Annotated in this window: 12 protein-coding genes; 7 read left to right on the top strand and 5 right to left on the bottom strand. The window is 61.3% G+C overall.

Annotation, left to right across the window (positions count from 1 at the left end; translation table 11 throughout):
- Positions 1-29 precede the first annotated feature (29 nt).
- Positions 30-2,027: a bifunctional tRNA (5-methylaminomethyl-2-thiouridine)(34)-methyltransferase MnmD/FAD-dependent 5-carboxymethylaminomethyl-2-thiouridine(34) oxidoreductase MnmC gene (gene mnmC / locus C5F71_RS22195; RefSeq protein WP_104911953.1), complete on the top strand. Its 1,998-nt coding sequence runs from the start codon at positions 30-32 to the stop codon at positions 2,025-2,027.
- Here the strand turns inward: mnmC and C5F71_RS22190 are convergent.
- On the bottom strand, positions 2,019-6,857 hold the full coding sequence (locus C5F71_RS22190) for an NEL-type E3 ubiquitin ligase domain-containing protein (protein ID WP_104911952.1): 4,839 nt from the start codon (positions 6,855-6,857) through the stop codon (positions 2,019-2,021). The two genes, mnmC and C5F71_RS22190, sit on opposite strands and share 9 nt — an antisense overlap.
- Positions 6,858-7,167: 310 nt before the next feature.
- Between C5F71_RS22190 and C5F71_RS22185 the strand changes: the two genes are divergently transcribed.
- From C5F71_RS22185 to C5F71_RS22170, 4 genes are all read left to right on the top strand, one after another.
- Entirely contained in the window at positions 7,168-8,940 is a 1,773-nt protein-coding gene (locus tag C5F71_RS22185) for an N-acetylglutaminylglutamine amidotransferase (protein ID WP_029298748.1), read from the top strand.
- 3 nt (positions 8,941-8,943) lie between these two features.
- Entirely contained in the window at positions 8,944-10,689 is a 1,746-nt protein-coding gene (gene ngg, locus C5F71_RS22180; protein WP_092235081.1) for an N-acetylglutaminylglutamine synthetase, read from the top strand.
- 165 nt (positions 10,690-10,854) lie between these two features.
- Positions 10,855-12,039 (top strand): osmoprotectant NAGGN system M42 family peptidase, encoded by a 1,185-nt coding sequence (locus C5F71_RS22175; RefSeq protein WP_029298753.1) that lies wholly within the window; start codon positions 10,855-10,857, stop codon positions 12,037-12,039.
- A gap of 59 nt (positions 12,040-12,098) precedes the next feature.
- A complete protein-coding gene (locus C5F71_RS22170; RefSeq protein WP_003172962.1) occupies positions 12,099-12,326 on the top strand; it encodes a YheU family protein in 228 nt (75 codons plus the stop codon).
- Here C5F71_RS22170 and csrA read toward each other — a convergent pair.
- Both csrA and C5F71_RS22160 read right to left on the bottom strand, forming a co-directional pair.
- Complete coding sequence (gene csrA, locus C5F71_RS22165) at positions 12,323-12,517, bottom strand: carbon storage regulator CsrA (RefSeq protein WP_092235078.1); 195 nt, start codon at positions 12,515-12,517, stop codon at positions 12,323-12,325. The two genes, C5F71_RS22170 and csrA, sit on opposite strands and share 4 nt — an antisense overlap.
- Before the next feature lie 233 nt (positions 12,518-12,750).
- Positions 12,751-13,566 (bottom strand): SDR family oxidoreductase, encoded by an 816-nt coding sequence (locus tag C5F71_RS22160; RefSeq protein WP_104911951.1) that lies wholly within the window; start codon positions 13,564-13,566, stop codon positions 12,751-12,753.
- Positions 13,567-13,896: 330 nt separating this feature from the next.
- Between C5F71_RS22160 and C5F71_RS22155 the strand changes: the two genes are divergently transcribed.
- Positions 13,897-14,049 carry a DUF3309 family protein gene (locus tag C5F71_RS22155; protein ID WP_032863216.1) on the top strand — a complete coding sequence of 51 codons (153 nt, stop codon included), beginning with the start codon at positions 13,897-13,899 and terminating at the stop codon, positions 14,047-14,049.
- 174 nt (positions 14,050-14,223) lie between these two features.
- Here C5F71_RS22155 and C5F71_RS22150 read toward each other — a convergent pair whose 3' ends face one another.
- A complete protein-coding gene (locus C5F71_RS22150) occupies positions 14,224-16,311 on the bottom strand; it encodes an LTA synthase family protein (RefSeq protein ID WP_029298760.1) in 2,088 nt (695 codons plus the stop codon).
- 1,050 nt (positions 16,312-17,361) lie between these two features.
- Entirely contained in the window at positions 17,362-18,018 is a 657-nt protein-coding gene (locus C5F71_RS22145) for a helix-turn-helix transcriptional regulator (protein ID WP_104911950.1), read from the bottom strand.
- A gap of 241 nt (positions 18,019-18,259) precedes the next feature.
- Here C5F71_RS22145 and C5F71_RS22140 point away from each other — a divergent pair, with 241 nt between their 5' ends.
- A complete protein-coding gene (locus C5F71_RS22140; protein ID WP_104911949.1) occupies positions 18,260-18,598 on the top strand; it encodes a helix-turn-helix domain-containing protein in 339 nt (112 codons plus the stop codon).
- Position 18,599 lies beyond the last annotated feature (1 nt).

Raw genomic sequence — 18,599 nt, 5'->3', positions numbered from 1 at the left:
ATGGCCGCCTTGTCTTTGCCGAGTTGCCCATGAACCCCGTATCGCCAAATGCCCAGCTTGACTGGGACGACCAGGGACGCCCGCGCTCGCGGGTCTTCGACGACGTGTACTTCTCCGACCAGTCGGGCCTGGACGAAACCCGTTATGTGTTCCTTGAACAGAACCACCTGCAGCAGCGCTTTGCCGCGCTGCCCGAGGGTGGGCGGCTGGTGATCGGCGAGACCGGCTTTGGTACCGGGTTGAATTTCCTGTGCGCCTGGCGGCTGTTTGACCAGCACGCAGCGCCCGGCGCCCGCCTGCATTTTGTCAGTGTCGAAAAGTACCCCCTGAGCCATGCCGACCTGCAACGCGCCCTGGGCCTGTGGCCGGAACTCAAGCCGTGGGCCGAACAACTGCTGGCGCAATACGTGGCCATTCACCAGGGCTTCCAGCGCCTGGTGCTGGACGCAGGACGCGTGACCCTGACGCTGTTGATTGGCGATGCCCTGGAGCAACTGCCACAACTGGACGCGCAGGTCGATGCGTGGTTTCTCGACGGCTTTGCCCCGGCGAAAAACCCCGACATGTGGACCGCCGAACTGTTTGCCGAACTGGCCCGACTCGCGGCACCGGGCTCGACGATCAGTACCTTCACCAGCACCGGCTGGGTGCGGCGCCTGCTCAATGGCGCCGGGTTCAAGATGAAGCGCACGCCGGGCATCGGTCACAAGTGGGAAATCCTGCGTGGCGAATTCCTCGGCTGGCCGTCGCAAACACCCGCGCCGCCAGCGATCAAGCCCTGGTTCGCCCGCCCGCTGGCGCACCGCGGTGAACGCCGGGCCCTGGTCATCGGCGGCGGCATGGCCGGTTGCACCACCGCGGCCAGCCTTGCGGCGCGGGGTTGGCAGGTCAGCCTGCTGGAGCGCCATGACAGCCTGGCGCAAGAAGCCTCAGGCAATCCTCAGGGTGTGCTGTACCTCAAGTTGTCCGCCCATGGCACCGCGCTGTCGCAGATGATTGTCAGTGGTTTTGGTCATACCCGCCGCCTGCTCCAGCATTTGCAGCGCGGGCTCGACTGGGACAATTGCGGGGTCTTGCAACTGGCCTTCAATTCCAAGGAAGCCGCACGCCAGGCGCAATTGGCAGCAGCCTTCGATCCGCAGTTGGTCCATCAACTGGATCAGCAGCAGGCGCAGGCGCAGGCCGGTATCGGCCTTGAGTCGGGCGGCTTGTTCTACCCCGAGGGCGGCTGGGTCCACCCGCCCGCATTGTGCGAATGGCAGGCGCGTCAGCCGGGCATCGAGATCCTGACCCATCATGATGCCCTGGACCTGCGCAAGGTCGATGACCAATGGCAAGCCTTTGACGGCGAGCGGTTGCTGTCCAGCGCACCGGTGGTGGTGCTGGCCGGGGCGGCCGAGGTCAAGCGCTTTGCGGCGAGTGCCCAATTGCCCCTCAAACGGATCCGCGGGCAAATCACCCGCGTGCCACAGACCGGCAGCAGTCAAAGCCTGGCCACCGTGGTTTGCGCCGAAGGCTACGTGGCCCCGCCTCGCCTGGGTGAACACACGCTGGGGGCCAGCTTCGATTTCAAGAGCGACGACTTGACTGCCACCGCCGCCGACCACGCGGGCAACCTGGCCCTGCTTGCGGCCATCTCGCCCGACCTGGCCGCCCGCCTGCAAGCCTCCAGCCTCGCCCCGGACACCCTGCAAGGCCGTGCCGCGTTCCGCTGTACCAGCCCGGACTACCTGCCGATTGTCGGGCCGTTGGCCGACAGCCCGGCCTTCGCCGAGGCCTACGCGGCCCTGCGCAAGGATGCGCGCCAGACGCCCGACATAGCCTGCCCGTGGCTGGACGGCCTGTACGTCAACAGCGGCCATGGCTCCCGTGGGCTGATCACCGCACCGTTGAGCGCCGAGCTACTCGCCGCCTGGCTCGACAACGAGCCACTGCCCTTGCCCCGAAGCGTGGCCGAAGCCTGCCACCCGAATCGTTTTGCCCTGCGCACGTTGGTGCGCAGCAATGTGACCGGGCATTCAAGCTAACGGCAAACCGCAGCCGACCAACTCTTGGTATTTCAACGCCTCCTCGGTGAGGCGTTCCAGCTCTGCTTGTTCGGCCAGCCTCTGCTCCCTGAGCACCTCATTCATCTGGTCGCGATAGGAAGCGTCATCCAGGGTCAGGCCCTGGTCGAACACCGCTTGCAGGCGCTGGTCGTAGGGCTCGTTCACCTGCTCGAACCCACGACTGAAGGTGCGCTTGAGATAGCCGACCCAGAATGGCAGCTCCACCAGAAACTTCTGCAGCGCCGGCGACAACTCGGCTGCCCGCAACCGAGACTCGGCAGTGCGCAACGCCTGCGGCGTGACCCCGCCCAATCGGGAAAAGCGCATGTGCCGGGGTTGGCCCGGCAAGTAAAACTGATCGACCAGCCCGGTACGGTACGCAAGGCTGACCTCCAGCGGGTCCGACAGAGGATGCTCGTTGCTATGGGCGCGGGCCATGCCCTCCAGTTGCTCAAGGCGGAACAGGCCCTTGCCCAGGCGCAACAACGATTTGGCATTCATCTGCCCGCCTTCCAACAGCCTGGTTGCTTCGTTGACCTCAACCAATACTTCCAGATTGCTGAAACTCACTGCGGCGGCGTCGTCACAATTCAACGGTGTGCCGGCACGCTCAAAAATCTCTTCGCGCAATTTCACATCGGCGGCAGCGGCATCCAGTACCCGCCATACCCGACGCGCCATATCTTCACGCACCTGCATCGAATCGGCCGTGCCCCCCAGCTCGGCCAGCAGCTTGAACAGGCCGTCGGAACCGGGTTCATCATTGAGTCCCTTCCAGGCCTGCTCCTTCTCGGCCACCCCCGTGGCCCCATCCTGCGTCAACCATAGCTCCCGGGCGCGCTGCTCGTTGAGCCGGGCGATATCGTCCTCGATAAACCCCATGCCCACCCCCACGCTGTTGCGAAAGTTGCTCAACAACAGTTGACTGCGCGAATCCAGCGGGTTGTGGCGCAAGTTAATCACCTCGGCCCTTTGCCGCGTCTGGGTGAAGAGCCAGCCGGGCAACTGGGCGATGTCATTGTCACGCAGGTCAACACTTTCCAGATTAGGAATGCGCAGCAGCCCACTGGGCAAATCCTTGAGCCGGCAATTGCTCAGGACCAGATGGCGCAACTCAAACATCCGACTGACCAGCGGCGGATCGATCAACGGGTTGTCGCTGAGGTTCAAGACCCTGAGCCCGCGCATATCCGCGAGCTTGGCCCGTGTGTATTCGGTGAGTTGCAAGCGGTTGCCGTTCAAGTACAAGCGTTGCAGTTCAGGCATCTGGGACAGCGCTTCGGGCAAAAGCGTCAGCTCGTTACCGGTCAGCTCCAGCGAACGTAGACCTTTGAAGTGCTTGAGAAAGTAGGCAACGTCATCGTTGAGTCCCATGCGCTTGAGCGACAGTTGCTCGATGGCGTCAAATCGGATGCTCGCAGGCAATGTCGGCAAAGGGCCAACGGCCATACCATCGAGGCTCAGGCTGGGAACCTTTTCACCGTATGCATCGGCCAGCAGCATCGCCGATTGCCAGCAGCGCTTGATCGTCTGCGCCGATTGCAGGCGGCTCCAGCGATAGTCCGCCACGGGGTTGGGTAGTTTCTCCAGCGAAGCCGTCTCGCTGCACCACAGCTTGAGCGCACGGCGCAGGGCCTCGTACTGCTGTTCAAGCGCGCGAACCGCCTTGGCCCGGGCCAGGTGATCCGGCCCCAGCCCCTGGAGGAAGGTCGCGATGCGCGCCTCATCAAACAACGGGTAGAGCTTGCGCACCTTGCGCACCAGTTCCAGCGGATGCTTGACCTGCTCCTTCCTCATCGCCTGCACGCAGGCCACCGGTTGCTCGGGCAGCGCCGCCCGTTCAGGCCAGAGGTAACGGGAAAGCTGGCCGCGTTCATCCCGCGCCTTGAATATGACTTTATTACGCAACTGAACGTCGGCGCTGCTTCCCTCCAGTTGCAACCTTGCGCGCTGTGCGGGTGCCAGGCTCTCGAGAACGGCCTGATAGAAACCCTGTGGCCCGCCGAATGCCTTGCCCGCCACCACGCCCTGTGAGTCGAGGGTTTCAAAACCCTTGGCCGAATGAATCAACGTCCGTGTAAATACAGCGGCCTGGTTGCCCGCCTGCCCCAGCACCCGCCCCGTCGCTGACGCTTGGCGCAATTGCAGAAAAACATCTTCGGGCCAGCCCGGCAGTCCGTCGAACAACCCCAGCGCCAGGCGCCACGTTGCCTCATCCGCCAGCTCCGGCAGATGCAAGCCGAGCACGGCCTGATCTTCATACAGCGTTTCCAGGGTTTCCCGCGCCCGCTGCGCCACCAGCAGCGGGATCCGCCCGGTGCGCCGCAATGCCCAGCGTTGTTCGGTCGGGATGCCAGTCATGACCTCCCACGCCAGGCGGGTCGGTAACTGCGGGTAGTGCTGCTTGAGCAGGCCATGATCACCCAGGTCGAGCCTGTCGTAATCCTCGTACAGCTTTTCGTACACCCGCCGATGATTGGGCCTGAGGGCGGCAGCCAAACGCCGCCTCAATACCGCGGGCGCCGCCTGCGCCGAATACACCCCGCCCAGCAATTGCTGGCTCTCATCGGCGTCCAGTGCCGCCAGCGTCGTGGAGATGACCTTGCCTTCGCTCAACTGCTGTTCGGTAATGTGAATACTCAGGTCTTCATAGTCGAACGGTGCCGTGTCAGGGTAGCGCTCAAGCAATACACCCTCGTGGTCCAGCACCTCGAAAAACCTTCCCTGGGGCCAGCCTTCGACCATGGGCAGCGCCAGCAACTGGGTATGCGCCGTGCTCGGATCCGGGGACGGCTGGTGCTCCAGTTGCCAGAGCAGATCCCGGACCTTTTGATTGAGGTTGAACCGCATTGCACACTCCCGAAAGCGCTCCGGCAGCGGCAGGCTTTCCAGGGCCAGTTGCTGCAGGCGGGGCGTGGTCATGTCGGTGACGCTGGCAATATCTTTCAGATGGCCGTCGGGCAGGTCTGCGAGGCTGGGGTCCAGGCGTTTGAGCAGGTACTCGGGGTCACGCCATTCGTGCAAACGCTCAAAGGTGAACTGCCAGCCGCCCTGACGATTGTGGGTCAGGAACGGGCGATACGCCGACTCGCGCAGCGGGTGCAAGGCCCGCCAGTAACCGGTGGGTTCATCAAAGGCAATGGCGTACAGCGAGCCCTCGACCTTGACATAGGACTGCCCAAGGATCTGATAGACGCCCCTGGGGCTGGCCACCATTCCTGTAATGTCCAGCGCCTGGCGATAAGGCATCATGCGACCGCGCCACAAGCGCGAACTGCGGTCCCCTAGCTTGACGGCTTCCATCCCGTCGAAGAACCGCTGCGCATTGGCCTGCGTCTGTCGCAGTCGCCCCACTACGCTGGCACCGGCGGCGAACAACGCCATGGTGGCGAGGTTTTCTGCGACATTGACCAAATGCTTCAGCGCTTCCTGACGGTCATTGTGGCGCCAGTCCTCAACCCCCTCGAACACCTCGCCCAGCAGTTGGCCGACCGCCACGCCCATCATCAACTGGCCCAACAGCGGCACGACCAGGCCGGCCACGTTCAATACGGTCAGGCCGACATCCATGTAGTCCTGCAAGCGCTGCTGGCGGGCCTCTTCGTCGACTTGCGCCTTGGGCACCGCCAGGACCTGCGCGTCCAGTTGCAACTTAGTCACATAGGCACTGAAAAAAAACGCCGACAAGTTACCGATGACCGGCAACGGTTCTACGGCGTAAAGGGTGCGGGTGCGGTCGAACCGCTGGAAAAAATCGAAGCGCTGCGCCTCGTCGAGGTAGCCGTTAAAAAAAAGGCGGTAGCTTTTCACCTGAAGCTTGAGGGTCAGGTAGAGCTTGAAATCCTCCAGCGACGCATACCGGTACCACGGCCTGACCGGCTCGTTGGGCATGTACACCAGAAACGGCCCGCTGGCAAAAGCGTCGTAGGTGTGATGGGAAAATATCAACACGCTCCAGATGCAAACCTCATTGATACTCACCCCATGCCAGGCCAATGGTTTGCCATCGAGCAACATCGATGTGACCTCGCTCGCGGGAAAATCCGCGCAGATCAGTTGCTGCAACAGCCGGTAAGTGGCTTCGTCGAGATCGCGCCTGGCGTAGGCAATGTGCAGATCAACCTGCATGTCCATGCACCGCGATTGACCAATCGCGGCGAGTGCCGGGTTGTAACCGCGCGTGGGGTCGACCGGCCCTTCTTCGGGGGCGGGCAGATTGAAGATCTCGCGAATATGCGCCTGGTAGGCGGCCCCCAGGTCCAGCTCACGGCAATACTGCACAAACTGCGCAGCGGTCAACGTCGGCGATGCCAGCCGTTTTGCGCCGACACGCACCACGGCGGCCTGCGGCAGGCCACCGGGTGCGGCACTGGCCGCCGCAAAGTTCTGCATGGCGGCCTGCAACAGGCTGTGCTTTTGCAGGTTCACGGTTTCTATCAACAGGCCGCCCAGATCCGGGCCGACCCCACTCAGGTTGCGTGTGGGCACCTCCAGTGTGTCGTGGTGGATATCCAGGGTGTTCAGCGCCTTGGTGGCCAAAAAGGTTGTGAGTTGCTCGGCGCAAAACGTATCCAGGGGCTTGACGCGGTTGAGCAGCCGGCGCGCGCGCTGGCGGGGTGCCTCACTTTCCGCGTGGGCCTTTTCCAGGGCTTCAAGAGCGCCGGGCGTGGCCGCCTCCAACCACGTCGGCAACGTCTCGATCAGGGTCTGCGCCTTGTCCAGGTGCCCGGTGATATCCAGCAGGGCCCGCAACCGCTCCTCTGGCGCCACAACGCGGGGGGCCTGTTTTTGCTCGGGTGTTTGTGTCATCTACCACGTCCCTTATGACGTTGAACATGGCTCCACACCCTAAGCCCATCGCGCCTGAAAACCGATTCGAATAGCAGGGCGTTCAGCCCGCTGAACCGCCCACTATTTGTATGTCATTGCCTATCTATATACCGCCCTTCAACGCCAGGCCACGGCGTGCGATACCCGCTGCAAAAACAGCGCAGGCCATTTGCCTTATAACGCATTGTTCTAAAACTCCCGCAACACGGATGGGGTCAGTCTCTGGGTACCCGCCGTATTGACGGGTGCGTTTTTATCCCTCCCCAACGGAAAAACCGGTAAGGAATTTATGTGCGGATTAGCTGGAGAGTTACGTTTCGATGCCCAACCTGCCGACCTGGCAGCCATTGAGCGCATCACCCATCACTTGGCCCCTCGCGGCCCCGACGCGTGGGGTTTCCATGCCCAAGGGCCGATTGCCCTGGGCCATCGGCGCCTGAAAATCATGGACCTGTCGGATGGCTCCGCCCAACCGATGGTCGATGCCCAGTTGGGCCTGTCCCTGGCCTTCAACGGCGCGATCTATAACTTCCCCGAATTGCGCAGCGAACTCGAAGCCCTGGGTTACGCGTTTTATTCCGGTGGCGATACCGAAGTGCTGCTCAAGGGCTACCACGCCTGGGGCGAAGCACTGCTGCCCAAGCTCAACGGCATGTTCGCCTTCGCGATCTGGGAGCGCGACAGCCAGCGCCTGTTCATCGCCCGTGACCGCCTGGGCGTGAAGCCCTTGTACCTGTCGCGCACCGGCCAGCGCCTGCGTTTTGCCTCGGCGTTGCCAGCGCTGCTCAAGGGCGGCGATATCAACCCGATCCTCGACCCGGTGGCGCTCAACCACTACCTGAATTTCCATGCCGTGGTGCCCGCGCCGCGCACGTTGCTCGCGGGTATCGAAAAACTGCCGCCTGCCAGCTGGATGCGTATCGATGCCAACGGCACCACCGAGCAGAAAACCTGGTGGACCCTGCCCTACGGCCCCCATGAGGATGAAAAAAACCTGACCCTGGAAGACTGGACCGACCGCGTGCTCGACAGCACCCGCGAAGCCGTGGCGATCCGTCAACGCGCCGCGGTGGATGTGGGCGTGCTGCTCTCGGGCGGGGTGGATTCGAGCATGCTCGTGGGCCTGTTGCGGGAAGTGGGCGTGCAGGACCTGTCGACCTTCTCCATCGGTTTTGAAGATGCCGGCGGCGAACGTGGTGACGAATTCCAGTATTCGGACCTGATCGCCAAACACTACGGCACCCAGCATCACCAATTGCGCATCGCCGAAAGCGAGATCATCGAGCAACTGCCGGCCGCGTTCCGCGCCATGAGCGAACCGATGGTCAGCCATGACTGCATCGCCTTCTACCTGCTGTCCCGGGAAGTGGCCAAGCATTGCAAGGTAGTGCAAAGCGGCCAGGGAGCCGATGAGTTGTTTGCCGGCTATCACTGGTACCCGCAGGTGGACGGGGCCAGCGATCCTTACGCTGCCTATCGCGATGCGTTTTTTGATCGCAGCTACGACGATTACGCCGCCACTGTCGCGCCGCAATGGCTGACCGCCAATGACGCCGCCGGCGACTTCGTGCGCGAACATTTCGCACAGCCGGGGGCCGATGCCGCGGTGGATAAGGCCCTGCGCCTGGACAGCACGGTGATGCTGGTGGACGACCCGGTCAAGCGCGTGGACAACATGACCATGGCCTGGGGCCTGGAAGCCCGTACGCCGTTCCTCGACTACCGCCTGGTGGAGTTGTCGGCCCGAGTGCCGGGTAAATTCAAGCTGCCGGACGGCGGCAAGCAAGTACTCAAGGAAGCGGCGCGCCGGGTCATCCCCAGTGAGGTCATCGACCGCAAGAAAGGCTACTTCCCGGTGCCCGGCCTCAAGCACTTGCAGGGTGACACCTTGAACTGGGTGCGCGACCTGCTGCTAGACCCCAGCCAGGATCGCGGCCTGTTCAACCCGGCGATGCTCGACCGCCTGCTCACCGATCCACAAGGCCAACTGACCCCGCTGCGCGGCTCCAAGCTGTGGCAATTGGCAGCGCTGAACCTGTGGCTCAGCGAACAAGGACTCTGATTGATGAAACCTCACGCCACGGCCTACAGCCAACGCCTGCTGCGCGGCCAGGCGCCTTCCTACGAGCGCTTGCAAGCGCGCCTGGCCGAAGACGGCAGCGAACCCAGCGCGCAACCCATCGCCGTGCATTGCGGCTGGGGCCGATTGTTGATTGGCCATACCTTCCCTGACCCGGCGAGCCTGGCCCTGGAGTTGCTCAACGAGCAGCCGGGGGAACGGGATATCGCCCTGTATGTGGCCGCTCCCCAGCAGATCCTCGGGATCGATCCGCAACAGTTGTTCCTTGATCCGTCCGACACCCTGCGCCTGTGGTTCACCGACTACCGCCCGGCGACCCGGGTGTTTCGTGGCTTCCGCATTCGTCGAGTACAGAGCGAAGCCGACTGGCAGGCCGTCAATCGCCTGTACCAGGGCCGCGGCATGTTGCCGGTGGATGCCAACCTGTTGACCCCGCGCCATCAAGGTGGCCCGGTGTACTGGCTGGCCGAGGACGAAGACAGCGGCGCGGTGATCGGCAGCGTCATGGGCCTCAATCATCAAAAGGCCTTCCACGATCCGGAAAGCGGCAGCAGCCTCTGGTGCCTGGCCGTAGACCCGCAATGCTCGCGGCCGGGGGTCGGTGAAGTGCTGGTGCGCCATCTGATCGAGCACTTTATGAGCCGTGGCCTGAGTTACCTGGACCTGTCGGTATTGCATGACAATCGCCAGGCGAAAAGCCTCTACGCCAAGCTCGGCTTTCGTGCCCTTACCACCTTCGCGATCAAGCGCAAGAATGGCATCAACCAACCGCTGTTCCTCGGCCCGGGGCCTCAGGCGGGGTTCAATCCCTATGCGCGGATCATTGTCGAAGAAGCCCACCGACGCGGGATCGACGTGCAGGTAGATGACGCCGATGCCGGGCTGTTTACCCTCAGCCATGGCGGGCGGCGGGTGCGCTGCCGCGAGTCGTTGAGCGACCTGACCAGCGCCATCAGCATGACCCTGTGCCAGGACAAGAGCCTGACCCACAAGACCCTGAGCGCCGCCGGTTTGAAATTACCGTCGCAGCAACTGGCCGCCAGCGCCGACGATAACCTGGAGTTCCTCGACGAACACCAGCGCATCGTGGTCAAGCCGCTGGACGGGGAACAGGGCCAGGGCGTGGCCGTGGACTTGCAGACCATCGAAGAAGTGCAAAGCGCTATCGAGGCGGCGCGCCAGTTTGACTCGCGGGTATTGCTGGAGAGCTTCCACGAAGGCCTGGACCTGCGCATCCTGGTCATTGGTTTTGAAGTGGTGGCCGCCGCCATCCGCCGCCCGGCCCAGGTGATCGGTGACGGCAAGCACAGCGTCGGTGCGTTGATCGAAGTGCAAAGCCGCCGACGCCAGGCGGCCACCGATGGCGAAAGCCGCATCCCCATGGACGACGAAACCCTGCGCACCTTGAAAGCGGCGGGTTACGACTACGACAGCATCTTGCCTTCCGGCGAAGTGCTGGCCGTGCGGCGCACCGCCAACCTGCACACCGGCGGTTGCCTGGAAGATGTCACGGCGATCCTGCACCCGACCCTGGCAGACGCTGCCGTGCGTGCCGCTCGCGCCCTCGACATTCCCATGGTGGGCCTGGACCTGATGGTGCCGGCCGCCGACCAGCCGGAATATGTATTTATCGAAGCCAATGAACGCGCCGGCTTGGCCAATCATGAACCGCAACCGACTGCGGAGAAATTCGTGGATCTGTTGTTTCCCCATAGTCAGTCCACGGCTTGAGATAGGCGTTGACTGGTCGGCCCTCATCGCGGGCAAGCCCGCTCCCACAGTGGTACGCGATCAACTGTAGGAGCGGGCTTGCCCGCGATGAGGCCAGCCCAGGCACCCAATACCCTCAGCCCCCTCATCGAAACCATCGATGCCCTCAACTCATCAGGAGTTTCCATGACCCGAACCATCCCCGAACCGGATCTCAACTACCTGCAGAAAGTGCTGCTGGAAATGCTCGCGATCCCCAGCCCCACCGGCTTTACCGACACCATCGTGCGTTACGTCGCCGAGCGTCTCGAAGAACTGGGCATCCCCTTTGAAATGACCCGTCGCGGGACCATCCGCGCCACCCTCAAGGGCCAGCAAAACAGCCCGGACCGCGCGGTTTCCGCGCACCTGGACACCATCGGCGCTGCCGTGCGGGCGATCAAGGACAATGGCCGCCTGACCCTGGCCCCCGTGGGCTGCTGGTCCAGCCGCTTTGCCGAAGGCAGCCGCGTGAGCCTGTTCACCGACAATGGCGTGATCCGTGGCAGCGTCCTGCCGCTGATGGCTTCCGGGCACGCGTTCAATACCGCCGTGGATGAAATGCCGATCAGTTGGGACCATATAGAACTGCGCCTGGATGCCTACTGCACCACTCGTGCCGATTGCGACTCCCTGGGGATCAGTGTCGGCGACTTCGTGGCCTTCGACCCGCTGCCGGAGTTCACCGAGAGCGGCCATATCAGCGCCCGTCACCTGGATGACAAAGCCGGGGTCGCCGCCTTGCTGGCGGCGCTCAAGGCGATCGTCGACAGCGGTGAACCGTTACTGATCGACTGCCACCCGCTGTTCACCATCACCGAAGAAACCGGCAGCGGCGCGGCGGCGGCATTACCCTGGGATGTCAGCGAATTCGTCGGCATCGACATTGCACCGGTCGCCCCCGGCCAGCACTCCAGCGAGCATGCCGTGAGCGTCGCGATGCAGGATTCCGGCGGGCCCTACGACTATCATTTGTCCCGTCACCTGCTGCGCCTGGCCGCCGACCATGAATTGCCGGTACGCCGCGATCTGTTTCGCTATTACTTCAGCGATGCCCACTCGGCCGTGACGGCCGGGCACGATATCCGCACGGCGCTGCTGGCCTTCGGCTGCGATGCGACCCACGGTTACGAGCGGACCCATATCGACAGCCTGGCGGCATTGAGTCGCCTGCTTGGCGCCTACATCCTCAGCCCTCCGGTATTTGCCAGCGATGCCCAGCCCGCCCAGGGTTCCCTGGACCGCTTCAGCCATCAACTGGAGCACGAGACGCAAATGGAGAGCGACACCCGCGTGCCGTCGGTGGATAGCCTGGTCGGGCAGAAATCCTGAAGCTGGCAACAATGATCCCGGCACAGTAGGATCGCCGGGATCAACCATTTGAGGCTTGTATGCTGATTCCCCACGATGCACTTGAAGTCGACACCCTGACCCGCCTCATTGAAGACTTCGTCACCCGCGACGGCACCGATAACGGCGACGACACGCCCCTGGAAACCCGCGTACTGCGCGTACGCCAGGCGTTGACCAAGGGCCAGGCGCTGATCGTTTTCGATCCGGAGAGTGAACAGTGCCAACTGATGCTCAAGCACGACGTGCCCAAGCATCTGTTCGACTAAGGGTTGGCCACGGGCACCGGCTGTCCCTGCAGGTTGCGGATCTTTTCGTAGACCTCCGCCCGATGCACATTGACCCCTGCCGGCGCTTCCACGCCGAGTTTCACCTGGAAGTTGTTGACCTCCAGGATCCGCAGGGTGATGTGATCGCCGATGGAAATGATTTCGCCTACGGTGCGGCTAAGTACCAGCATGCCGTTTGTCCTTTGAAAGTTACCGGACATCGACCATGCGCCCTCCCCCATGCCCCATCAATGCCTTGCCAGCTAAACAGACCTCCCCTACAAGCCTTGGTTAACTTTACTGACAGACAAATATAAAAAACGCCGCAAAAGAGCAAAAAACCAAACACACCGTTTACTCTGTGGCTAGGGGGCAAGCCCCCTAGCCACAACAAGCGCCTGAACCACACTTGCCCCTGCGCCCGTTAACTTTTGACCGATTGGGCCTTGGCGCGCATTTTTTCCGACATGCTGGTCATTTCGTCATACAGCAACTGCGGGTTTTTCTGCTTCAAGACCCAGGCCATCCGCCCTTGTTCGTGGGGCAGGATCATGAACTCACCGGCCGCCACGCGCTGGTAGATGTAATCGGCGATGTCCGCCGCCGTGATCGGCGAGCTTTCCAGCAGCTTGCCGACCTGGGCCTTCATCGCCGGGGTGGGGCCGCGGAACGAGTCCAGCAGGTTGGTCTGGAAGAACGACGGGCAAACCACATGTACCCCGACTTCCTGCTGCTTGAGTTCCACCAACAGGCTTTCCGAAAGCGCCACCACACCAGCCTTGGCCACGTTGTAGTTGCTCATGGCCGGGCCTTGCATCAGCGCCGCCATCGAGGCGATGTTGATGATCCGGCCCTTGCTTTTTTCCAGCAGCGGCAGGAAGGCCTTGCAGCCCTTGACCACGCCCATCAGGTTGATTGCGATCTGCCAGTCCCAATCCTCCAGGGACAATTCACTGAAGAACCCACCGGAGGCGACCCCGGCGTTGTTGACGATCACATCGATACCGCCCAGCTTGACTTCGCAGGCCTGGGCAAAGGCAGTGAGCTGGCTGTAGTCACGCACGTCGCAGCGCTGGATAAAGCCATCGCCACCGGCCTGGCGCACCAGCGCGAGGGTTTCCTGCAAACCCGGCTCACTGACATCCGACAAGGCCAGTTGCCAACCTTCGCGGGCCCAGCGCAGAGCGATTTCGCGACCCAGGCCGGATCCGGCGCCAGTGATCATCATGCGATTTTGCATAGGAAGTAGCCTTGTGGTTCAGGGAAGAAGTACGCGCCAGTGTAGCGAAGGTTATTCACCGCCCCATGCACCATCAAGTTGCTGAATGCCGCGGGCAAACCAAGGGCCCGGTCGGATGCCAGGGCCTGGGGTTAGTTCAATCTTTTTAAACTAAGTGCGAAGCCGCACTACAATTAAAAAGGAAATAAGCCAGTGGCCAAATCGCTTTAAAAAAACAGGGAATTTTCTGCAAAGTGCAGGAGTCGGATTGGTTAAGGCAGCCGTTTTAGATGTGCGGCTCTGACAATTAACAATCAGGTCTTTTCAGAAGACGAATAAGGAAAACAACCTATGAGCCTCATTCTTATCATTGTTCTGATCCTCCTGCTGGTCGGCGGCCTACCGGTGTTCCCGCACTCGCGCAACTGGGGTTATGGGCCATCGGGTATTCTCGGTACGGTGCTGGTGGTGCTGTTGATTCTGTTGTTGCTGGGCAAGATATAACGGCGTTGATTGCATAACTGTAGGAGCGAGCTTGCTCGCGAAGAACTCAGCCGCACTGCGGTTATCCAGAACAAAGGTGTTGCCTGGGCATTTTTCGCGAGCAAGCTCGCTCCTACAAAAAAAAGATGCAAAAAAAGAGGCCTTGAAGAAGGCCTCTTTTTTATTGCCTGGCGATTAGTCCGGCTTGCCGTCTACCACGCCTGCGGTGTTATCCAGCAGGCTCTTGGTAGCGGTCTGCAGGAACGACTCAAGTTTCTGCTTGAGTTGTGCCTCATCCGCCGACTCAGGGATTACCTTGCCGGTAGGGTTGGCGCCCAGTTCGTATTGCCACAGTTTCGGTGGCATCTCCTTGGGCAATACCAACACACGGTCAGCCGTGAGCAAGGCCACGGTCTGGTCGCTGCCCGATGGCTTGATCACGCCAAAGCCCTTGTCGCCTTCCGGCAGGTTGAGCAGGTCACGGCCCCAGCACTGGTGACGGGTTTCGCCGCCCAGGCGGCCCATGATGGTCGGCACGATGTCGATCTGCGTACCCACGGTGTGGTCGCGCACGCCGAACTTGTCCTGCATGCCCGGGGCAATCAGCAGCAGTGGCACGTTGAAGCGGCCCAGGTCCATTTCGGTGATCTGTTGCTCGTTACCAAAACCATGGTCGCCGACGATCACAAACAGGGTGTCCTTGAAGTACGGCTCTTTGCGGGCCTTCTCGAAGAACTGGCCCAGGGCCCAGTCGGAGTAGCGCATGGCCGTCAAATGTTCGTTGAGGCGGCCACGGTCAGTCACCGGCTCGACCGGCAACGGCGTCGGCAAGGCGTACGGCGTATGGTTGGACAGGGTTTGCAGCAGCGCGTAGAACGGCTTACCGCCCTCGCGCGCCTTCAACTCTTGCAGGCCACGGTCGAACATGTCCTGGTCGGACACGCCCCAGGTCGGATCGGAGAACACCGGGTCGACGAAGTCATTGCGGCCGATGAAGTTGGTCATGCCCTGGTTGCTGAAGAAGCCCGACTGGTTATCCCAGGCGAAGTCGCCGTTGTAGACATACACATCGTCGAAATCACGGGCACTGAGCAATTGCGGCAAGCCCGACAACTTGTGGCTACCTTCCGGGGTCTGCATCAGGTATTCGAAGCCTGGCAGGTTCGGGAAGCACGCCATGGTGGCGAACATGCCCTGGTGGGTGTGGGTGCCGTTGGAGAAGAAACGGTCGAACAGCAGGCCTTCCTTGGTCAACTCATCGAAGTACGGCGTGATCTTGCCGTTGCTACCCAACGCGCCCACCGAGTGACCGGCGAAGCTTTCCATCAGGATCACCACGACGTTCTTGATCGGCAGGGTCTTCTCGGCCGGTGGCGTGAAGTCACGGCGCACGGCGGCGGTGTCGGTATCCACCAGTTTTTCGTCAGGCAACACCAGCATGTCACGCACGGTCTGGGTGGCCAGCGGTTGCTCCAGGGTGGCTTTCCAGACGTTCTCGCGATGCTCGGAGAAACGCGCCTTGGCCGCACCGATCAGCGACAGCGTACCGTTGAGGCCCAGGTGGTTGGCGAAGTTGGAGTCGGTGGTGTAAACGTCACCCCAACGCAGCGGCGGGCCCTGGCGCAGGGTGCCACGCGCGGCGACCACGGCAATCAGCAAGCACACCACGAACACGGCGATGCGGCTGTACCACGGGGCAACCTGGCGGGTGCCGACGGTGCCACCGCTGAACGGGCCACGGGGCCGCGTTGCACGATCAGCGCCTTTGAAGGCGATGCTCAGGATAAACGTACCCACGGCCCAGCCCAGCAGGTAGCGCACCACCGGGAAGCCGTACCAGAGCATGCTCATCACGGTTTTCGGATCTTCCTTGACGTACTGGAAGACCAGGCCGTTGAGGCGCTGGTGGAACTCGCGGTAGAAGTCCATCTCCATCAGGCCAAGGAACAGCGCGATGCTGGAAACCACGGTCAGCCACAACCGGAAGAACCCGCGGGCGGCCATGGCGCGCACGCTGAACAGCGCCAGGATCAGCGGGATGCTCAGGTACACCACCAGGCGCAAGTCCAGGCGCAGGCCGTTGACGAACGCTTCAAGGAAGGTCGAGGCCGGGGTGTCGAGCATCATGTCGCTGTTGTAGACCAACAGCCCGAGTCGCAGCAGGGAGAGCATCACCATCATGACCAGCGCGCAAAGCAGCGTGTAGGCCAGGTGGGATTTGACGGTGGGTTGCAGCAGGCGATTAGAAGCTCGCTGCTGATTCAGGGCGTCCGGGTTTGCCATGTTGTTTGAGGACCCATTGGAAGTTTAAGTGGCGAAATAATGCAGCGGCGTCCTGCCCCGGCCAGTAAAGGCACAGGGTCCAGGGTATTACGCGGTGGGCAGATGGTGCCCGATCAACGTCGGCAACGCTATTGATTACTCATCGCGCAGGGCTCCTGGCGGCACAGAGGGACCGTGGCAGGAAAATAAAGCGGGGGAATTGTCTTGGATGAAGTGTGAAAATTTTGTGCAGCGAATATCCAGACACACAAATCTAATGGATGCGGGGTACAAAAATGTGGGGGTGGGTTTGTTCGCGTGTCAGCCAATTTATCGGGTAATGATGGGGCATTAGGATCTGCACAAGTTGCTCTTTTGGGGGTGTGTACATATCCGTTGCTGCGGTCACGGCCACTTAGGGTTCCGCCCTGACGGCGGGTCACTTTCGAAGAGCGCGAAAGTAACCAAAGCGCTCTTGCCCCACCACTCGGCACCTCGCCTAGGCTCGGTGTGCCCGTAATCCGACATTGATTTGGGGGGCCGCCGCGATGGGCCATCCATGGCCCAGCGCGGCTAAACCGGCGTCCTGCCGGTTTACCCCCCAAATCAATATCGGATGACGGCCAGCGTGGTTTAACGGGGCGCCTAAGATCAAAATCACAAGCAGAGCGAGGCGGCCTGACAGCCGGCCTGATCGTCGAAGCGTGCGCGTCCCCCTTGTGGGAGCGGGCTTGCTCGCGAATGCGGTGGGTCAGTGATGGATATATTGACTGATACACCGCATTCGCGAGCAAGCCCGCTCCCACAGGGGAATGCAGCTTCGTGTGAGGAGGTTCTAGATATGGCACTGGTAGGAAGTGAGTGGGATGAGCCGGGATATGGCGGGAGATAGTGCGACAGGCCAGGCGGGGCAAGGGGTTGAGGAATGCGCTGTTACTCAAACCAATGCCAAAGCGTCGCCAAGCATTAAACAGATCAAATTGAGTTGAGGCGTTGGCCTTGTGCCAGTTTAGCGAAACCTTTGGCACCGGGCCAACGCCGCCTCTGTAGGTTGATATTATACCTTGCGAGTCAAATCCAGCCGCCAGCCCACACCACGCGCCCAATTATCTCCAGATCGTTCAACTGCTCCCTGGGGACGACCATATCGCGGTAGGCCTTGTTCTCACTGATGATGTGAATAGACCCGTCAAACTGCCGCTGGAGCCTCTTCGCATAGAGATGGTCATCCAGCCGGATAACATAGACAGCCTCTCCCTCAAGCGTACTGCGGCTGTGGTCAATCATCACAGTATCGCCATCGCTTAGCAGGCCCTCCATCGAATCCCCGTCCACTCGGATTGCGGACAGTCGCGCTGCGTCCAGGCCTTGCTTGCGAAGCGAGTACGCCGTGAACGCAAGCTGGGTTAGGACCGTGGCCCCTTCGCTCCAAGCGCCGTGCCCCGCACTACAGTGCGCATCGTACAGCGGCACATAGGCGTACTTGTCCTCCGCAACAGATTGGGACGCGGCTCCTTTCAACTTCTCCCCCTCACCAGAAGCCAGCCAGCCAATGTCCACGCCGACCGCCTTAGCGATGTCTACACACCGCGCCACCTTAGGCTCACTTTGCCCGGTGAGGTAATACTCAAGAGTGCGTCGGGGTATAGCGGTAAGTCGCGCCAGCTCATCGCCACTTCCCGCTATCTCGGCGCATTGCCGAATACGCTCCGCAAGCCCTTCACTCATTTCGCTTTCTCCCTTGAGCTATCCGAAACGGCATCCCTGCACAAAGCGAAATTTCGCTTTCTCGATAAAGCCTTACAGATCAAAGAGATAGACAAAATCAACCACCACCCAGCCAAAGATGGAAAGCGAAAAGCCATTTTTCGCTTTACCACGTAGTTATATTTGGCTATGTTTATGCCCTAGGTAACGTTAGACATCCCAAAAAAACACCCTTGCCGGTGTTTATGAATGGACGCTAGGCATGAACAAAACCGAAATCCCGCTTGATCCAGCCCAGCGATGGGAATGGATCAAATACCAACTTCGTACCAGAGGTACGTCACTCGCCACATTGGCACGTGAGCTTGACGTTACAGACGCTGCCGTCAAAAACGCCAAGCGCACCGCATATCCGCGGATGGAGCGAGCCATTGCGCGGGCGCTCGGCCTCAAGCCAATCGACCTGTGGCCCGAACGTTGGAACGCAAACGGCACTCCACACCGAATTCGGGTACAGCGTGCTGAACACAACGCAACTTCTAGCCAAGAGCATAACCCAGGTTATGCCCTTCGACACCGTAAAACCGGTACGGAGGGATAAA

It is taken from the genome of Pseudomonas sp. LG1D9 (assembly GCF_002949995.1).
Taxonomy (GTDB): domain Bacteria; phylum Pseudomonadota; class Gammaproteobacteria; order Pseudomonadales; family Pseudomonadaceae; genus Aquipseudomonas; species Aquipseudomonas proteolytica.
This window is presented reverse-complemented; position numbering and strand designations above follow the sequence as displayed.

Excerpts from the sequence above, each read along its gene's own strand:
- mnmC (WP_104911953.1), top strand. The coding sequence starts at position 30 with ATGAACCCCGTATCGCCAAATGCCCAGCTTGACTGGGACGACCAGGGA.
- C5F71_RS22190 (WP_104911952.1), bottom strand. The coding sequence starts at position 6,857 with ATGACACAAACACCCGAGCAAAAACAGGCCCCCCGCGTTGTGGCGCCA.
- C5F71_RS22185 (WP_029298748.1), top strand. The coding sequence starts at position 7,168 with ATGTGCGGATTAGCTGGAGAGTTACGTTTCGATGCCCAACCTGCCGAC.
- ngg (WP_092235081.1), top strand. The coding sequence starts at position 8,944 with ATGAAACCTCACGCCACGGCCTACAGCCAACGCCTGCTGCGCGGCCAG.
- C5F71_RS22175 (WP_029298753.1), top strand. The coding sequence starts at position 10,855 with ATGACCCGAACCATCCCCGAACCGGATCTCAACTACCTGCAGAAAGTG.
- C5F71_RS22170 (WP_003172962.1), top strand. The coding sequence starts at position 12,099 with ATGCTGATTCCCCACGATGCACTTGAAGTCGACACCCTGACCCGCCTC.
- csrA (WP_092235078.1), bottom strand. The coding sequence starts at position 12,517 with ATGCTGGTACTTAGCCGCACCGTAGGCGAAATCATTTCCATCGGCGAT.
- C5F71_RS22160 (WP_104911951.1), bottom strand. The coding sequence starts at position 13,566 with ATGCAAAATCGCATGATGATCACTGGCGCCGGATCCGGCCTGGGTCGC.
- C5F71_RS22155 (WP_032863216.1), top strand. The coding sequence starts at position 13,897 with ATGAGCCTCATTCTTATCATTGTTCTGATCCTCCTGCTGGTCGGCGGC.
- C5F71_RS22150 (WP_029298760.1), bottom strand. The coding sequence starts at position 16,311 with ATGGCAAACCCGGACGCCCTGAATCAGCAGCGAGCTTCTAATCGCCTG.
- C5F71_RS22145 (WP_104911950.1), bottom strand. The coding sequence starts at position 18,018 with ATGAGTGAAGGGCTTGCGGAGCGTATTCGGCAATGCGCCGAGATAGCG.
- C5F71_RS22140 (WP_104911949.1), top strand. The coding sequence starts at position 18,260 with ATGAACAAAACCGAAATCCCGCTTGATCCAGCCCAGCGATGGGAATGG.